6 protein-coding genes are annotated in these 15,514 nt (G+C 72.8%); 5 read left to right on the forward strand and 1 reads right to left on the reverse strand.

The genetic code is table 11. The features are described 5' to 3' along the window. Positions 1-4 precede the first annotated feature (4 nt). The gene (locus tag D9598_RS21480; RefSeq protein WP_198366623.1) at positions 5-5,314 is read right to left on the reverse strand and encodes a calcium-binding protein; all 5,310 of its coding nucleotides are present in this window, start codon (positions 5,312-5,314) and stop codon (positions 5-7) included. 433 nt (positions 5,315-5,747) lie between these two features. Here D9598_RS21480 and D9598_RS11320 point away from each other — a divergent pair, with 433 nt between their 5' ends. The 5 genes from D9598_RS11320 to D9598_RS11340 are packed head-to-tail and all read left to right on the forward strand — an operon-like array spanning position 5,748 to position 15,511. Further along, entirely contained in the window at positions 5,748-10,925 is a 5,178-nt protein-coding gene (locus tag D9598_RS11320; RefSeq protein WP_198366624.1) for a hypothetical protein, read from the forward strand. Then, positions 10,925-12,814: a YncE family protein gene (locus tag D9598_RS11325; protein ID WP_198366625.1), complete on the forward strand. Its 1,890-nt coding sequence runs from the start codon at positions 10,925-10,927 to the stop codon at positions 12,812-12,814. Before D9598_RS11320 ends, D9598_RS11325 begins: the two co-directional genes overlap by 1 nt. Beyond that, positions 12,811-13,431, forward strand: coding sequence for an SCO family protein (locus tag D9598_RS11330; RefSeq protein WP_198366626.1), 621 nt, complete (start codon positions 12,811-12,813; stop codon positions 13,429-13,431). Before D9598_RS11325 ends, D9598_RS11330 begins: the two co-directional genes overlap by 4 nt. Further along, positions 13,428-14,051: an SCO family protein gene (locus D9598_RS11335; RefSeq protein WP_198366627.1), complete on the forward strand. Its 624-nt coding sequence runs from the start codon at positions 13,428-13,430 to the stop codon at positions 14,049-14,051. Before D9598_RS11330 ends, D9598_RS11335 begins: the two co-directional genes overlap by 4 nt. Beyond that, the gene (locus D9598_RS11340; protein WP_198366628.1) at positions 14,039-15,511 is read left to right on the forward strand and encodes a hypothetical protein; all 1,473 of its coding nucleotides are present in this window, start codon (positions 14,039-14,041) and stop codon (positions 15,509-15,511) included. The genes D9598_RS11335 and D9598_RS11340 overlap by 13 nt, the downstream gene beginning before the upstream one ends. Positions 15,512-15,514 lie beyond the last annotated feature (3 nt).

Below are 15,514 nucleotides of genomic sequence, written 5' to 3' on the forward strand. Positions count from 1 at the left end.
GGATTCAGGCGATCAGGATATTACTGACCAGGTTGAAGGTCGGGTTGGTGGCGAGATGGATGACCATGTCCGCCGCCCCGCCATCCCCGGAATCGATGCTCAGCAGGCCGGTGTTTTGGGCGTAGAGGATGGAACCGCGCCCGCCGCCCAGGAAGGTCCCGCCCGCGAGCAGCACGAAGGCGCCGTCCCCGCCGTCGATGGTGTCCGCCGTGGCGTCGATCGCGGAGAGGTCGATCCGGTCGATCGCCTGGAGGTCCTGGATATGGTCGCGCGCGGCGGCGCCGGGGCGGCTGTCGGTGAGGGCGGTGTAGCGGAAGATGTCGGCGCCGGCGCCGCCGGTCAGCGTGTCGCTCCCCGCGCCGCCGATCAGCACATCGGCCCCGGCGCCGCCGATCAGCGTATCGGCGCCGCCGCCGCCGAGAAGGGTATCGGCGCCGTTGCCGCCATCCAGCGTGTCATTGCCGCCGCCGCCCTCCAGCCGGTCGTCGCCGCCCAGGCCCAGGAGGGAATTGGCGCCGGCATTGCCGATCAGGACGTTCGCCTCCGCGTTGCCGGTGCCGTTCAGGGCGGCGGTGCCCAACAGGGTCAGGTTCTCCAGCGTGTTGGCGAGGGTGAAGAGGGTCCCGCTCGTGGTCACCTGCACCCGCACGGTGTCGGTCCCCTGGCTGAGGGCCTCCACCACCTGGTCCAGCACATTGTCCACCACGTAGATGTCGTCGCCCAGGCCACCCTCCATGCGATCGGCGCCGGTGCCGCCGATCAGCATGTCGGCCCCGGCGCCGCCGATCAGCGTGTCATCGCCGGCGCCGCCGCGCAGGGTGTTGTCGCCGCTGGTGCCGGTGATGCGGTTGGCCAGGTTGTTGCCGGTGCCGTCGAGGTTCAGCCCCTCGCCGATCAGCTCCAGGTTCTCCACCTGCGCGGTGAGACTGTAGCTGAGCGAGGCGCGCACGGTGTCGGTGCCGCCATTGGCCTGCTCGGTGACGGTATCGCCCGCCGCATCGACCACATAGGTATCGTTGCCCTCGCCGCCGATCATGCTGTCGGCGCCGGCGCCGCCATCCAGCAGATCGGCCCCCGCGCCGCCGTCGAGCGTGTCGGCGCCGGCCTCGCCGAGCAGCGTGTCGCTGCCCGCGCCGCCCTGCAGCAGGTCCGCGCCATTGCCGCCCTCCAGCCGGTCGATGCCGCCGGCACCGATCAGCGTGTCGGCCCCGGCGCCGCCGAAGAGCTGGTCGTCCCCGGCGCCGCCATCCAGCAGGTCCGCCCCCGCGCCGCCATCGAGCAGATCGTTGCCGCCCAGGCCGCGCAACGTGTCGTTGCCGCCGAAGCCCTGGATGTCGTCATTCCCGGCCGTGCCGACCAGGACATCGGCCTGGTTGGTGCCGCGGATCGCCTGGCCGCCGACCGGCGGCGGGGGGTTGGGGTTGTTGCCGAGGTGAGTGGCCGAGATCCGCTGATCCTGGAAGGCGAACCACTCGACGCCGCGGATGGTGTCGGTGCCGTCCTCCCCGCCCTGCAGGTGCGTGACGGTGAAGACGCCGGTCTGCCGGTTGAAGGTGACATTGTAGCTGGACCGGGTTCCGGCGAAGCGGATCTCGTCATTCGCGCCGGCGCCGCCGTCGATGGTGTCGTTGCCGCCGTCGCCCGCCAGCGAGTCGTCGCCCTCGCCGCCGGCCAGCGTGTCGTTGCCGGCGCCGCCATCGAGGGTGTCGTTGCCGCCGCCGCCGTTGAGTGTGTCATTGCCGCCGCCGCCAGCAAGGATATTGGCCAGGGCGTCGCCGGTGATCTGGTCGTTCGCCTCGCCGCCCGTGACGTTCTCGATGCCGGTGAAGGTGTCCTCGACGGCGAAGCCGGTGGTGGTGCCGGTCGCGGGGTCGCGGTTGCTGCGCGTCGTACCCGCGGCCATGTCGATGATGAAATCGGCGAACTCGCCCTGATAGGACAGGGTGTCGGTGCCCGCCCCGCCGGCGATGATGTCGACGCCGAAGCCGCCGAGCAGGAGATCATTGCCCGCGCCGCCATCCAGCGTGTCGTTCTCGCTGCCGCCGCTCAGTGTGTCGTCGCCGTCCTCGCCGAAGAGGAGGTCGTTCTCGCTGCCGCCGATCACCAGGTCGTCGCCATCGGCGCCATGCAGCTCGTCGTCATCCTCGCGGCCGTCCAGCACGTCATTGCCGGTGGTGCCGACCAGCAGGTCGGGCGGGGCGCCGTCACGGGGGCCGATGATCTGCTCGCCCGGGGGGCGGGTGTCGAAGACACGGGCGACGATGCCGCCATCATTGTCCAGCCCGTCCACCGCCTGTCCGGACGTGGCAATGACCAGGCGGCCATCGCCCATGCCGGCGGCGCTGAAGCCTCCGGGCGTGCCGGTGGCACCGTCGGAGAGCACGTCGAAGACATCGCCGATCGGCGCGCCGGCATGCGTGTAGACCTGGCCACGGACGCCGCTGGCACCGGCCGCGCCGCTCACCTCGTAGAAGAGCGCGAAGCCGCTGCCCAGGTCGTCCTCCGCCGTCGGCGTGATGCGGAAGATGCCGGTGGCATTGGCCGGGAGATCGGCCAGCAGGAGTTCCGGCCCCGCCGCCCAGCTCTCGCCGCTGGCCGAGACCACGCTGGCCCGGACATCGCCGGCGGCATCCGTCCAGGCGACGACGAAGCTGGTGATCAGCCCGGCCACCTGCGGCACGCTGCCCTGCGGAATGCCGGCCAGCGGCGGCAGGGCGTCGACCTGCCCGAAGGTGGTGACGCCGCCGGTCGTGCTGGGCGTCAGGATGGTGACGCGGATCTGCCCATCCTCGACATAGGTGACGACCAGCTCGTTGTCGTGCAGCGAGGCCAGGCTGGCGTTGCGGCCGTTCTCGCTGATCACGAAGGTGGCCGGGCCGCCGGCCTGGACCGGCGTGGCGACGGGCGCCTGCTCGTTGCCGTTGGCGGCGAAGGGGATGACGAAGCGGTTGAGGAGCAGGCGGCCGGTCGCGCCGCCGCCGGCCGCTTCGGTATAGGCCACGTGGAAGCCGAACTCGACCGTGGCGTTGTTGGCGTCGACGACCTCGTAGCCGCTGACCGCCGCGTCGCGCTGCGCGGCGCCGCCGGCCGCGGCCTGCACCTGGAACTCGCCGGCGCCGGTGACGCCGTTGACGGAGGCGGTGTGCCGCCCCTTGATGACGGGGGCGCCGGCGCCGGTCTCCTGCCACACCGCGACGATGCCGAGGTCGCCCGCCATGCCGGCGGTGAGCCCCGAGACCTGCTCGGTCACGGCATCGTCCGGATCGAGGCTGATGCGCAGCACCTGCGGCACGGCGCCTCCGCCGAAGGCGGCGTCCGGCTGGCCCAGCGGGTCATAGGCCTTGAGATAGACGTCGTTGCCCGACTGCCAGACGAAGCCGAAGGCGTTCTCCAGCGCCACGGCCACGGGCGCGGTCTGCGCGCCGGTGGTGAGGTCGGCCGCCCCGCCGGAGGTGTTGACGGTGAAGGAGGTGTCGCTGAAGAGGCCCCAGGGGATCGGTGTGCCGGCCGGCCCGGAGCCCGGCAGATCCAGGGCGAAGAGATCGGTGCCGACCGTGGTGGCGCCGTCCAGGCTCAGGCGGTCCCCCGTGCCGAGGGCGGTGCCGATGGTGGCGCCGAAGGCCAGCCGCTCCACGCCGTCGACGATGTCCTGCCCGTCCGGCCCCGGATCGCGGCCCCGGTTCTGCAGCCGCATGTCCTTGACGGTGAGGCTGCCGTCGCCGTTCAGCGTCATCGAGTAGAACTGCCGGCCGCCGCGATAGGCGGCGAGGTCGTCGCCCTCGTTCCCCTTCAGGATGTCGTTGCCGCCGCCGCCATAGATGATGTCGTTGCCGAGCGCGGCATGGACCACGTCGTCATCGCTCTCGCCGCGGCGGGTGTCGCCGCGATCGGCGATGATGGTGTCGTCGCCGATGGTGCCGACGATCAGGTCGGGGCGTTCGTCCACCCGCTCGATCTGGCCGTTGTCGTCGAGGCGCACCCGGTCGCCCGAGATCAGCTGGCCGGGCTCCCGTGTGTCGACGATCCGGGCGGCGATGTCGCCGAAGTCGTCCTGCGTCACCAGCACGGCGCGGTCGCTGACGAGACCGGCCACGCCGTGGGCGCCGCCCCCCGTTCCGCCGGCGCCGTCCGTCATCTCATAGGGCAGGCCGGCGGCCGGCACACCGAAGCCGTCGAAGCTCTGCGCCATGACCCGGCCATCGAGGGTGCCGAAGGTGACGACGCCGCCGTCATTGGCCTCGCCGAGGCCGGCCACGTTGAAGTCGCCGCTGAAGGCGCCTTCCGGCAGGTCCAGGATGGTCTGCACCCCGCTTCCGACCCAGGTCGCCGCGCCGTCCAGCAACTGGAAGGTCTCACCCTTGACGACGAGATCGGTGGTGGCCGGGTTGTCGTCGGCCGGCGCCACCCAGAAGACGCCGAAGTTGCCGGCGCCCAGCGGCGCCAGGCGCACGGCCTGCCCCGGAGCCACGACATAGGCTCCGAGCGCCGCGTCGAGGTCGAGGCCGGGAGGGGGGATGACGTCGCCATTGCCGGCGTCGCGGAGCTGCCCGTGCAGCCGCCCGTCCTCACCGACCCAGGCCACGGCCAGCTCGCCGTCATGCAGCATGGCCAGGGCGGGGGAACGCCCTTCCCCGAGATCCAGGGCGAGATCGGCGCCGATCCCGGCCTCGCCGTCCTGTCCGGCGGGGGCGACATGCGCCGGCTCTCCCGCGGCGTCGTTGACCACCTCGTAGCGCTGCAGCCGGATGCGCGAGACGTTGCCCGAGGTCTCCACCCAGGCGGCGGCGAAGCCGACGGCCTCCAGCGGGCGGTCGGGATCGGTCGGGTCGACGCCGATGATCTTGGCGTAGGGCGACAGGACCAGGCTGTGCTGGACGAGATCCGCCGCCGCGCCGGCCGGCGCGGCGAGGGTGAACTCACCGCCCAGCAATCCCACGGGACCGGAGACCCGGGCCTTCAGCAGCGTCGGCCCGCCGCCCGCCGCCTGCTCCTGCCAGGCGACGGCGTAGCCATCGCCCCAGCCGGAGATGACCGGGGCGCCGAGGATCGTGCCGATGCCGTCATCCAGCGTGACCGGGCCGGGCAGGATCTCGTTCAGGGGCTCGAGCACATGGTCGAAGGCCTGCAGCCGGACATGCGTCACCGGATTGGGCCCGGTCGTGGTCTGCAGATAGGCGACGCCGAAGTTCTCGCCTGAATTGGCCGCCACGCTCGGTCGCGAATGGGTGAAGCCGAAGCCGAAGGTCGGCGGATTGATGTCGATGCCGACAACCAGCTGTTCCGAGGTACTGCCCCAGGGGGTCGGAGCGGGCATGTCTCAAATCTCCGGGCTCGAAATCGGGGGCGGCCACGAGCCAGAAGAGAATCCCGCATCATGAATAGATGAGACGGCAAACTCTATTCTGGCCGAAGGGCCGGTCGGACGGAATTTCAGGATCTTTACTCAGGATTCTGGAATCTGTTCACGAATGCCGGCCAACCGATTCCCATTGGGGAGAGAGATGCCGGAATTCGATCAACAGCCTCAGCATGAAGCCGGCGATATCGTTCCGCAAGAGCAATTTAACTAATGCGGGAAAGAAACATTTTTGATATGAAGGCGAAAGGCAAATAGGATCGATGGCCTAGAATCCGGCCACCAAGCTGTATGATATCCCAGAAATCTCACGATTTTGCGATCAGCGTGCGTGGCGAGACGGTCCGGTGATAAAGATAACTATTCGAAACGAATTGCGATGGAGGGTGGGATGGGTTGCCATGTGGGATGGGGCCTCGGCCATGCACGCTGGCTTCTCGCGGCCGGGCTTGGACTGCTGGCCTGGTCGCCAGGCCGCGTTCAGGCGCAGACCGCCGCCTGCGAGCGGGAGATCACCGCCGATGTCGTGGCGCTGGACCAGGCCATCGAGTTCAACCGCTACGGCGCACATCATCCCGGCTACATGATCTATGCCTTGCGGGGCGACGTGCAGGCCCGCGATGGCGGCCAGTCCCTCAGCCCCGGCCGGGTAATGCTGCGCGAGGACAAGCGCCCCCGTCCGCTGGTGCTGCGCGTCAATCTCGGCGATTGCCTGACCATCAATTTCCAGAACCTCCTGAACGCCTCGCCGCTTTCCGTGCCCGGCGTATCGGTGGATCAGCCCGCCACCCGTGCCGCGGGCCTGCATGTCGCCGGGCTGAACTACATGCGCAGCATGGCGGATGACGGGGCCAATGTCGGCGCCAACGTCTCCAGCTTGGTGCCGCCCGGCGGCTCCACCGTCTATCGGCTGCAGGCATCGCGGGAGGGTATCTTCGGATTCTACAACCCGGCCGTGATGGTCAGCGGCGAGAGCAATATCGGCGCCTTCGCGCTCGGCATGTTTGGTGCCGTGGCGGTGCAGCCGAAAGGCGCCGAATGGTATCGCAGCCAGACCACCCGGCAGGAGCTGGAACTGGCGACGCGGCGCGACGCGGCGGGCGCGCCCGGCCGGCTCTCCACCGGCCACCCGGATATCGACTATGCCGCCGTCTACCCGCAGGGGCACCGCCTCGCCGGGCGCCCGATCCTGGCGATGCTGCAGAACAACAAGATCGTGCATGGCGACACCAACGCCATCATCACCGGCCCGGGCCGCGGCCGCTTCCCCGCCGGGACCTACGCCGCCAATCCCGTGCTGGAGCCGAACAGGACGCTCGCCCAGGGCCAGACCGAGGAGGGCCTTTCCTCCGGCACGCGCGACCGGCGGGAGCCCTATCGCGAGTTCGTGCTGAACTTCCATGACGAGGTGAAGTCAATCCAGGCCTTCGCCGAGTTCGAGCAGGCCGAGCTGGGCCACACGCTGCACAGCGTCCGGGATTCGTTCGGCATCAACTACGGCATCACCGGCGCCGGCTCGCAGATCCTGGCCAACCGGTTCGGCGTCGGCCCGACGGCGCAATGCGCGGAGTGCAAGTACGAGGAGTTCTTCCTCTCCTCCTGGGCCGGCGGCGATCCCGCCCTGCTGGTTGATGTGCCGGCCAACGCGCAGCTCGGTCCCGACAACCGCCGCAACCCCGCCGCGCCGAGCTCGACGCGCGCGCTCTATCCCGACGATCCGTCCAATACCTTCAGCAGCTACCTCGGCGACCGCGTCGTCATGCGCAACCTGCACTTCGGCAAGGAGGCGCATATCTTCCACCTGCATGCGCATCAGTGGCTCTACAACCCGGACCAGCCGGGCTCGGCCTATCTCGACAGCCAGCTGATCGCCCCCGGCTCCGGCTATACCTACGAGATCGCCTTCAATGGCTCGGGCAACCGGAACCAGACGGTGGGCGACAGCATCTTCCACTGCCATCTCTATCCGCACTTCGCCCAGGGCATGTGGGGCCTGTGGCGCGTGCACGATGTCTTCGAGGCCGGCACCGAGCTGGATTCCGAGGGCCGCGCCGCGCCGCTCTCCCGCGCCCTGCCGGATGGCGAGGTCGCCGCCGGCACGGCCATCCCGGCGATCATTCCCCTGCCGACCATGGCGCTGGCGCCGTTGCCCGCGCCGGTGCATATCGCGGCCGGTCAGGCGGTGCTGCCGGCCGGCACGGAGGTGGCGGACAATGCCGGCTTTCCCTTCTTCGTCCCCGGCAAGTCGGGGCACCGCCCGCCGCGCCCGCCGCTGGACGTGATCGACGATGGTGGGCTCCGGCGCCACATCGTGACCGGCGGCGAGGCGGTCGCGCAGCTGACCCGGCATGATCTCGACAAGGTCAGCGAGGCGCTCGAGATCCGCTGGCTGAACGAGGCGGGCGAGGCGCCGGAGCGGGCGGCGATGGCCTTCCACGCCCGCCGCGCCCATGCCAGCGTGACCCCGGAAGGCACGCCGCGCGCCTTCGTCACCAATGGCCGCCCCGCCGTGCGCGGCGCGCCCTATGCCGATCCCTGCGTGCTGGACGATGGCCGCCCCGCCCCGGGTGCCGCGGATCTGCGCGTCTACAAGGTGGCCGCCGTGCAGAAGCGGCTGATCCTGAATCGCGCCGGCTGGCACTTCCCGCAGGGCCGCCTGCTGGCGCTCTGGAACGACGTGCAGGCCACGCTCGATGGCACCCGCGCGCCGGAGCCGCTGGTGATGCGCGCGACGACGAATGAATGCATCGAGGTGCACCACACCAACCTGATCCCCTCGGTCAACGAGCTGGACGATTTCCAGGTCCGCACCCCGACCGACATCGTGGGCCAACACATCCATCTGGTGAAGTTCGACGTCACCAGCTCGGACGGGTCCGGCAACGGCTGGAACTACGAGGATGGCACCATGGCCCCCGCAGAGGTGCGCGAACGGGTCCATGCCATCCGGCACCACTATGCCTGCGCCGATGCCGACGAGGTCGGCAACTGCCCGAAGGCGCGCGCGCATCCGGTGCTCGGCGCCGGGCCGAACAATGCCTGGCTCGGCGCGCAGACCACGGTGCAGCGCTGGTTCGCCGATCCGATCACCAACCAGTCCGGCAAGGACAACACGCTCCGCACCGTCTTCACGCACGACCATTTCGGCCCCTCCACGCATCAGCAGAACGGCCTCTACGCCGCGCTGGTGGTGGCGCCCCAGGGCACGGAGTGGCGCCATCCGGAGACCAACACGCGGCTGAACGCGCGGCAGCGCCAGGATGGCGGCCCGACCAGCTGGATGGCGAATGTCATCACGCCGGATCCGGCCGATTCCTATCGCGAGTTCGTTCTGCAGATCGCCGACTTCGTCAGCGCCTACGAGAAGGACGGCGGTCTGGACTCGCAGGGCCGCACGGTGGCCGACCCGCGCCGCGTCATCAATCCGCCGCATCGCCAGCGCCTTGGCCTGCCCTATCTCCAGGAGCGGCCCAGCGTCTGTCCCGGCGGCGGCGCGCCGCCCTGCCCGGAGGCGATCTCCGCCAAGGACACCGGCACCTTCGCCGTCAACTACCGCAACGAACCCCTGGCGCTCCGGCTCTACGATCCCAATGCCCCGCGCGCCGATGGCGGGCGTGGCGGGCAGGCCAGCGGCCGGGCCGGCGACCCTTCCTATGCCTTCCGCTCGGACGTGGTCCGCGCCATGCCGGACATGAACAGCCAGCCGGGCAGCATCCCGCCGCTCACCGCCGACGTGCAGCCCGGTGATCCCTTCACCCCGCTGCTGCGCGCCTATCGCCGCGACCGCGTGCAGGTGCGGATGATGGCCGGCGCGCATGAGGAGCCGCATGCCATCCATTTCAGCGGCCTGCGCTGGCTGCTGAACAGCAACGACCCGAACTCCGGCTGGCGCGCGGCGCATCTGCAGGCGATCTCGGAGCATTTCGAGTTCGATGTGCCGGTGGTCGCGCCCGAGGGCGATATCGGTCCCTTCACCGACCATCTCTACAGCGCCTCCGCCAGCGCGGAGGGCTACTGGCACGGCGCCTGGGGCCTGCTGCGCGCCTATGAGTACCGGCGCGGCGACCTGCGGCCGCTGCCGAACAACACGCCGCCGACCAATCCGCGCAACCAGCGCCTCAACAACGGCGAGACGGTGCAGCTCGGCGTCAGCGGCCAGGTCAACAACCTGCCGAACTTCAACGGCGTCTGCCCGGTCGGCGCGCCGATGCGGCGCTACGCGGTCTCCGCCGTCGCCGCCAGCCAGGCGATCGGCAGCCAGGGCATCGTCTACAACAGCCGGGCCGGCAACTATGCCGGGCAGCGCGGCCCGATCACCGATCCGACCGGCGCCTTCTATGTGCTCGACAGTGATCTCAGCGGCGGCAAGCTGAAGGCCGGCGTGCCGGTCGAGCCGCTGCTGCTGCGCGCCGCCGCCGGCGACTGCGTCGAGGTGACGCTGACCAACCGCCTGCCCGCCGACTGGGCGGACCAGGTCGTGGCCCCGGCCAACCAGGGCTTCTACATGTTTCCCCTCGTCGTCGAGCGCTTCAACGCCAACCAGCTGAAGCCCTCGATGGAGGTCGGCCTCAACCCGCAGCTTCTGGCCACCGACGTCACCCGCAATGACGGGCTGAACCTCGGCCTCAACCGGACGCGCCCGAATGCGGTGCGGCCCGTCAAGCAGACCGTGGCGCCGGGGGACAGCACGACCTACCGCTGGTATGCCGGCCTGCTGACCCTCTCCGCCACCAACGACATCATCGCGACGCCCGTCGAGTTCGGCGCGCTGAACCTGATGCCGTCCGACAAGCTGCGCCACAGCAGCAAGGGGCTGGTCGCCGGCATGGTGGTGCTGCCGCAGGGGTCGAGCTGGGTGGTGGACAGCACGACGCGCCTGGCCGCCACGGTCACCATGCCGGGCGGTCGGCAGTTCCGCGACTTCGCGCTGATCTTCCAGGACGACCTCAACCTGCGCGCCAGCGGCCGGCCGGTCTGTCCCGTGGGCGCCGCCGAGCCGCAGGGGCCGGAGGATGAGGACGAGGTGCCGGAGAGCATCACCTCGATGGGATGCAAGGGCCTCAGCGACTCGATCGATGCCGGCAATGTCGCGGTGAACTACCGCACCGAGCCGATGTGGCTGCGCGTCGGTCATGCGCCCGGCGAGAATCCGGGCATCACCCGGCGCCTGAACTACGCCAATGCCCTGTCCAACGCCCAGGTGGGCGGCAACCCCAACACGCCGGTCTTCACCGCCCGGACCGGGCAGGAGGTGCGCTTCCGCCTGCTGCAGCCCGGCGGGCATGAGCGGTCGGGCGTCTTCACCCTGCACGGGCACAACTGGTCGATGCTGCCCTATGCCGCCGGCACGGTGCCGTCGCAGCGGATCGAGGGCGTCCGCGGCAAGCCGGGCTACGCGCCCTCGCCGGCGACCGGCACGCGCGACGCGCTGGCGCCGACGCTGCACTACAACATCGTGGTGGAGCAGGCGGGCGGTCCCGCCGGCGTGCCGGGCGATTACCTCTTCCGCAACCAGATGCCGGATGTCTTCGACGGCGGCGTCTGGGGCCTGCTGCGGGTGAGCCGCTGATGCGGGGCCGGCTTCCCTGGGCGGCCCTGCTCGGGCTGCTGGCCGGCCCGGCCCTGGCGGAACCGACCCTGGCGGAACCGACCCAGACGGATCCGGTCCGGTCCGGGGCCGCCGGGCAGCCCGTGGTCAGCCTCCGCCACGCCATGGGCGGTGCGGTGGCCCGGCTGGAGCTCCGGCCCGCCCCGGGGGAGGCGCTGGAGGCGGGACAGGCGCTGCTGCTGCGCCTGGAGCTGGCCGACGAGGATGGCCGGCCGCTGCGCGGGCTCCGGCCCGCCGCCTGGGCCGAGCGTGGCGGCGGCGGCATCGCCTGCCGCGACCGCGTGCGCGGCCTGCTGGAGAACCGCCTCGGCCGCCGCGCCGAGGTGAACTTCAATGCCTGGCACCTCGCCTATCTCGGCGACAACGGCGCCGTGCAGGTGCTCGACCCTGTCGGCGGCACCAGCCGCACGCGGCTGCTGGCGGCCCTGGCGCTCGGGGGCGAGGCCGGGGGCTGGGCGGCGGATGCGGCGGGCAACCGGATCTTCGCCAGCGTCCCGTCCCTCGGGGAGGTGGTGGAGATCGACACCCTGCGCTGGGTCGTGGCGCGGCACATCCCGGTGGGGGGCCGGCCGGCGAGGCTGGCGCTGGACGCCGCCACGCAGAGGCTCTGGGTGGGCCAGGATGGCGAGGCCGGGGCGACCGCCGAGGTGGCGCTGCTCGGGCTCGACACCGGCACCGTGCTGGCCCGCCTGCCGGTCGGGCCCGGGCCGCACGCCCTGGCGGCGCTCGGCCCCGGCCGCGCCCTGGCCGTCGGCACCGACGGGGCGATCAGCCTGGGCGCGGAGGGGGCCTCGCCGCTCCCCGGCCTCGGCGGCGGCTTCACCGAGGCGGCCCATTCCGCCCTGGCCCAGCTCTCCCTGCTGCTCGACGCCGCGGCCGGCCGCGTGCTGGCGCTCGACGCGGCGGGGCAGCCCGTCGGGCTGTGGACCGTCGCGCCGGGCGCCGCCGGCCTCTTCCCCGACCCCACCGGCCGGCTGCTCTTCATCCCCGAACCGGGGGAGGACCGCGTCACGGTGATCGACCTGGCGCGCCGCGCCGTGGCGCACCGCGTGCCGGTGCCCGGCGGGCCGCTGCGCCTCGGCTTCAGCGGCACCCAGGCCTATGTCCAGAGCCGCGAGGGGTCGAGCGTGACGCTGATCGCGCTCGGCAGCCTGGAGGAGGGCGGCACCCCGGCGCTCACCGGCATCGCCGCCGGCTCCGGCGCCCTCGAGGGCGGCGCGGCGCTGGGGCCGCTGGTGGTGGCGGCGCCGGGCCAGGAGGGCATGCTGATCGCCGAGCCGGACCAGCGGGTGGTGCATGTCTACATGGAGGGCATGGCCGCGCCCTCGGGCCTGCTTCGCGCGCCGCGCGGCCGGCCGCTGGCCCTGGCCGCCATCGACCACGCGCTGCGCGAGACGGCGCCTGGCCGCTACGAGACGCGCGCCGTGTTTCCTGGCCCCGGCCGCTACATCCTGCCGGTGATGCTGCAGGGCGGCGACTTCCTGCACTGCTTCGAGGCCGATCTGGGCGAGGACAGGGCGCTGCCGCTCGCCCGCCGCCTCACCGTGGCGCCCCCCGAATCCGGTGACACCCTGCCGGCCGGGACTCCCTCGGCGCTGCGCCTGCGCCTCAGCGGGCCGGAGGACAGCCCGGCCTGGCGCAGCGCCCCCGACGCCTCCGTGCTGCTGACCCAGCTCTCCGGCCACTGGCAGGAGCGCCTGCCGCTGCGGCCGGTCGGCGATGGCCGCTACGAGGCGGAGGGCGTGACGCCGCCGCGCCCAGGCCTGCTGCGGCTGCATCTCGTGGCGCCCTCCCTCGGCCTGGAGGCCGGCACGCTTCCTCCCCTCATGCTCAGGGCAGTGTCGCCATGACGGACTCTCTCCCCCGCCCGCCCGGGCGGCGTGCCCTGCTCGGCCTCCTCGGCCTCTGCGCCGGCCTGCCCGCCGGCTCCGGCGCCACGGGCCTGGAGGCCGGCGCGGCGGAGGCGGGGCGGGTGCCCCGGCTGCGCGGCAGCCTGCCCGACGCCCTGGCGCTGGACGCGCAGGGCCGCCGCCGCCGTCTGGTCTCGCAGGTGCTGGCCGGCCGCGTCGTCGCCATCGACTTCGTGCTGACCGATTGCAGCGGCTTCTGCACCGCGATCTCCGCCGCCATGGCCGGGGCGCAGGACCTGTTGGGCCACCGGCTGGGCGGGGAGGTCGGGCTGCTCAGCCTGGCCCTCGATCCGCTGCGCGCCACCCCCGAGGAGCTGGCGCATTACGCCGAACGCTTCGAGGCCGGGCCGGGCTGGGATTTCGTCGCCCTTGGCTTCCAGCCGCTGGAGCAGGCGCTGCGGGCGCTCGGCGGGCCGGAAGCGGGCAGCGAGCATGCTCCCATGGTGGTGGTCCTGGATGCCCGCCGCGGCACGCTGCGCCGCGTGCTGGGACTGCCCACGCCCGAGGCCATCCTCGGCGCGGTGGAAGCGGCGTTGGCGGCGCGGAGGACGGCATGAGCCATACCCCGCCGGCCCTGCCGCGACGCGGCCTGCTGCTGGCCGCCCCGGCCCTGCTGCTCCGCCCCGCCACGTCCATGGCCACCACGCCGGAATGCGACGGGCGCGAGCGCGACTATTTCGGCAACCGCGTGCTGGTCGACCAGGATGGGCGGGACCGCCGCTTCTACGACGACGTCCTGCGCGGCCATTCGGTGCTGATCGGCTGGATCTTCACCAGCTGCCCCGATGCCTGCCCGCTGCTGGCGGCGCGCAGCCTCGCCATCGCCGAGGCCGCCCAGGAGGCCGGCGCGCGGCCGCGCATCCTGCACCTGACCACCGATCCGCGGCGCGACCAGCCGGCGCGGCTCAAGGCCTGGGCGGCCCGCTTCGGCGACTACCCCGACTGGGTGCTGCTGACCGGCGCGCCGGCCGATCTCCGCCACGTGGCGCAGCGGCTGGGGCAGGCGGTGGACGAGGACCGGCCCGACCGCCACACCACCTTGATGCTCGCCGGCCATGTCGCGGCGCGGCGCTGGGCGAAGCTGCGGCCCGATCTGCCGCCCGCCGCCGCCGGCCTGCAACTGGCCGAGCTGGCCGCCGCCGCGCCGCTGGTGGATGCCAGGGCATGTTCCGGCTGAGCTCTCGCCCCGCCCGGCTGGCGCTGGCGGCCGTCCTGGCCCTGCCTGCGGCCCTGGCGAGCGCCGGGGCGCCGAAGGAGGGCGCCCCGGAGGAGGGGGAGGCGATTTTCACCCGCGGCGCGCGCCCCGGCGCCCCGGCCCCCCGCGCGACAGCCGGGGCGGGGATGAGCCTTCCGGCCACCGCCATGCCCTGTGCCGGCTGCCACGGCGCGGATGGCGGGGGCGGCCGGCTCGAGGCCGGGCTCCGGCCGCCTGCGCTCGCCTGGTCCGCCCTGTCCCGCCCGGCGCCGGGGCGCCCCGCCTATGACGAGGCGCTGCTGCTCCGCGCCATCGCCCTCGGTTTCGATTCCGGCGGCCGGGCGCTGGATCCGGCCATGCCGCGCTATGCGCTGAGCCTGGAGGACGGCCGCGCCCTGCTGGCGCATCTGCGCGCGCTGGACGCGCGGACGGTGCCGGGCGTCGAGGCGGCGGCGGTGCATCTCGGCCTGCTGCTGCCGCCCGGCCCGGGCGGGGAGGCCTTCCGCGCCGCCTTCGCCGATGCGCTCGCCGCCGCCGCCCCGGACGGGGTCTTCGGCCGCCGCATCGTCTGGCACCCCCTGCTGGCCGCCGACGCGACCGATCCGGCGGCGCGGCTCGCCGCCCTGGGGCCGGAGGGGATGCTCGCCCTGGTCTCGGCCCTGCCCGAGCCGGTGAACGCGCCCCTGCTGGCGGCGGCGGGGCGGCTGCCGGTGCTCTCGGCCCGCGCCACCCTGGCCGAGGCGCCGCAGCGCCATGCCCTGGTGCCGGGCGCCGCCGAGGAGGCCCTCGCCCTGCTGCGCCGCCTGCCGCGGCCGGAGCGCGCCGTCATCCTGCATGGCGGGGACGCGGCCGCGCAACGCCTTGCCGAGGCCATCACCGGGCGGCTGGAGGGGGCGGGCGAGGCGCCGCCCCGCCTGGCCGACGCGAGAACGAGCCCGGCCGGGCTGGACGAGGCGGAAGCCATCCTGCTCCTGCCGCCGGCCCGGTCCGGCGCGGCCTTCCTGGCCGCCCTTGGCGGCATTGGCCAATCCCTGGACCAGCCCCTGCTGGCGCCCGGCTCCCTCGGCATCACGGCATTGCGGACCGCCGCCGCGGCCGCCGGCCGCCCCGTCCTGGCCGCCTTCGCCGTTCCGCTCGAGGGGGGCGCCGGCGCCCCGGCGGAACGCTACGCCACCAGCCCGGCGGCGCGGGCGGGGCTGGCCGGCCGCCTGGGCCACGCCGCCGCCGAGGTGATGGTCGAGGCCCTGCGGCGCAGCGGCCAGCGCCTGACCCGCGAGGGGCTGGCGGCGGTGCTGGAGGCGCCGGAGGGCTTCGAGCCGGGCGCCCTGCCGCGGCTGCGCCTGGCCGGCCCCGGCCAGCCCGGAAGCCTGGCGCGGCAGCCGCTGCTGCTGCTGATCGACGGCGAGGGCGGCGCCCGGCGCCCGCCCGGAACCGGCGAATGAAGG

Source organism: Roseomonas sp. KE0001 (assembly GCF_016107285.1).
GTDB lineage: Bacteria > Pseudomonadota > Alphaproteobacteria > Acetobacterales > Acetobacteraceae > Pseudoroseomonas.

Coding starts and splice junctions, on each gene's coding strand:
- D9598_RS11330 (WP_198366626.1), top strand. CDS start 12,811: ATGACGGACTCTCTCCCCCGCCCGCCCGGGCGGCGTGCCCTGCTCGGC.
- D9598_RS11335 (WP_198366627.1), top strand. CDS start 13,428: ATGAGCCATACCCCGCCGGCCCTGCCGCGACGCGGCCTGCTGCTGGCC.
- D9598_RS21480 (WP_198366623.1), bottom strand. CDS start 5,314: ATGCCCGCTCCGACCCCCTGGGGCAGTACCTCGGAACAGCTGGTTGTC.
- D9598_RS11325 (WP_198366625.1), top strand. CDS start 10,925: ATGCGGGGCCGGCTTCCCTGGGCGGCCCTGCTCGGGCTGCTGGCCGGC.
- D9598_RS11320 (WP_198366624.1), top strand. CDS start 5,748: ATGGGTTGCCATGTGGGATGGGGCCTCGGCCATGCACGCTGGCTTCTC.
- D9598_RS11340 (WP_198366628.1), top strand. CDS start 14,039: ATGTTCCGGCTGAGCTCTCGCCCCGCCCGGCTGGCGCTGGCGGCCGTC.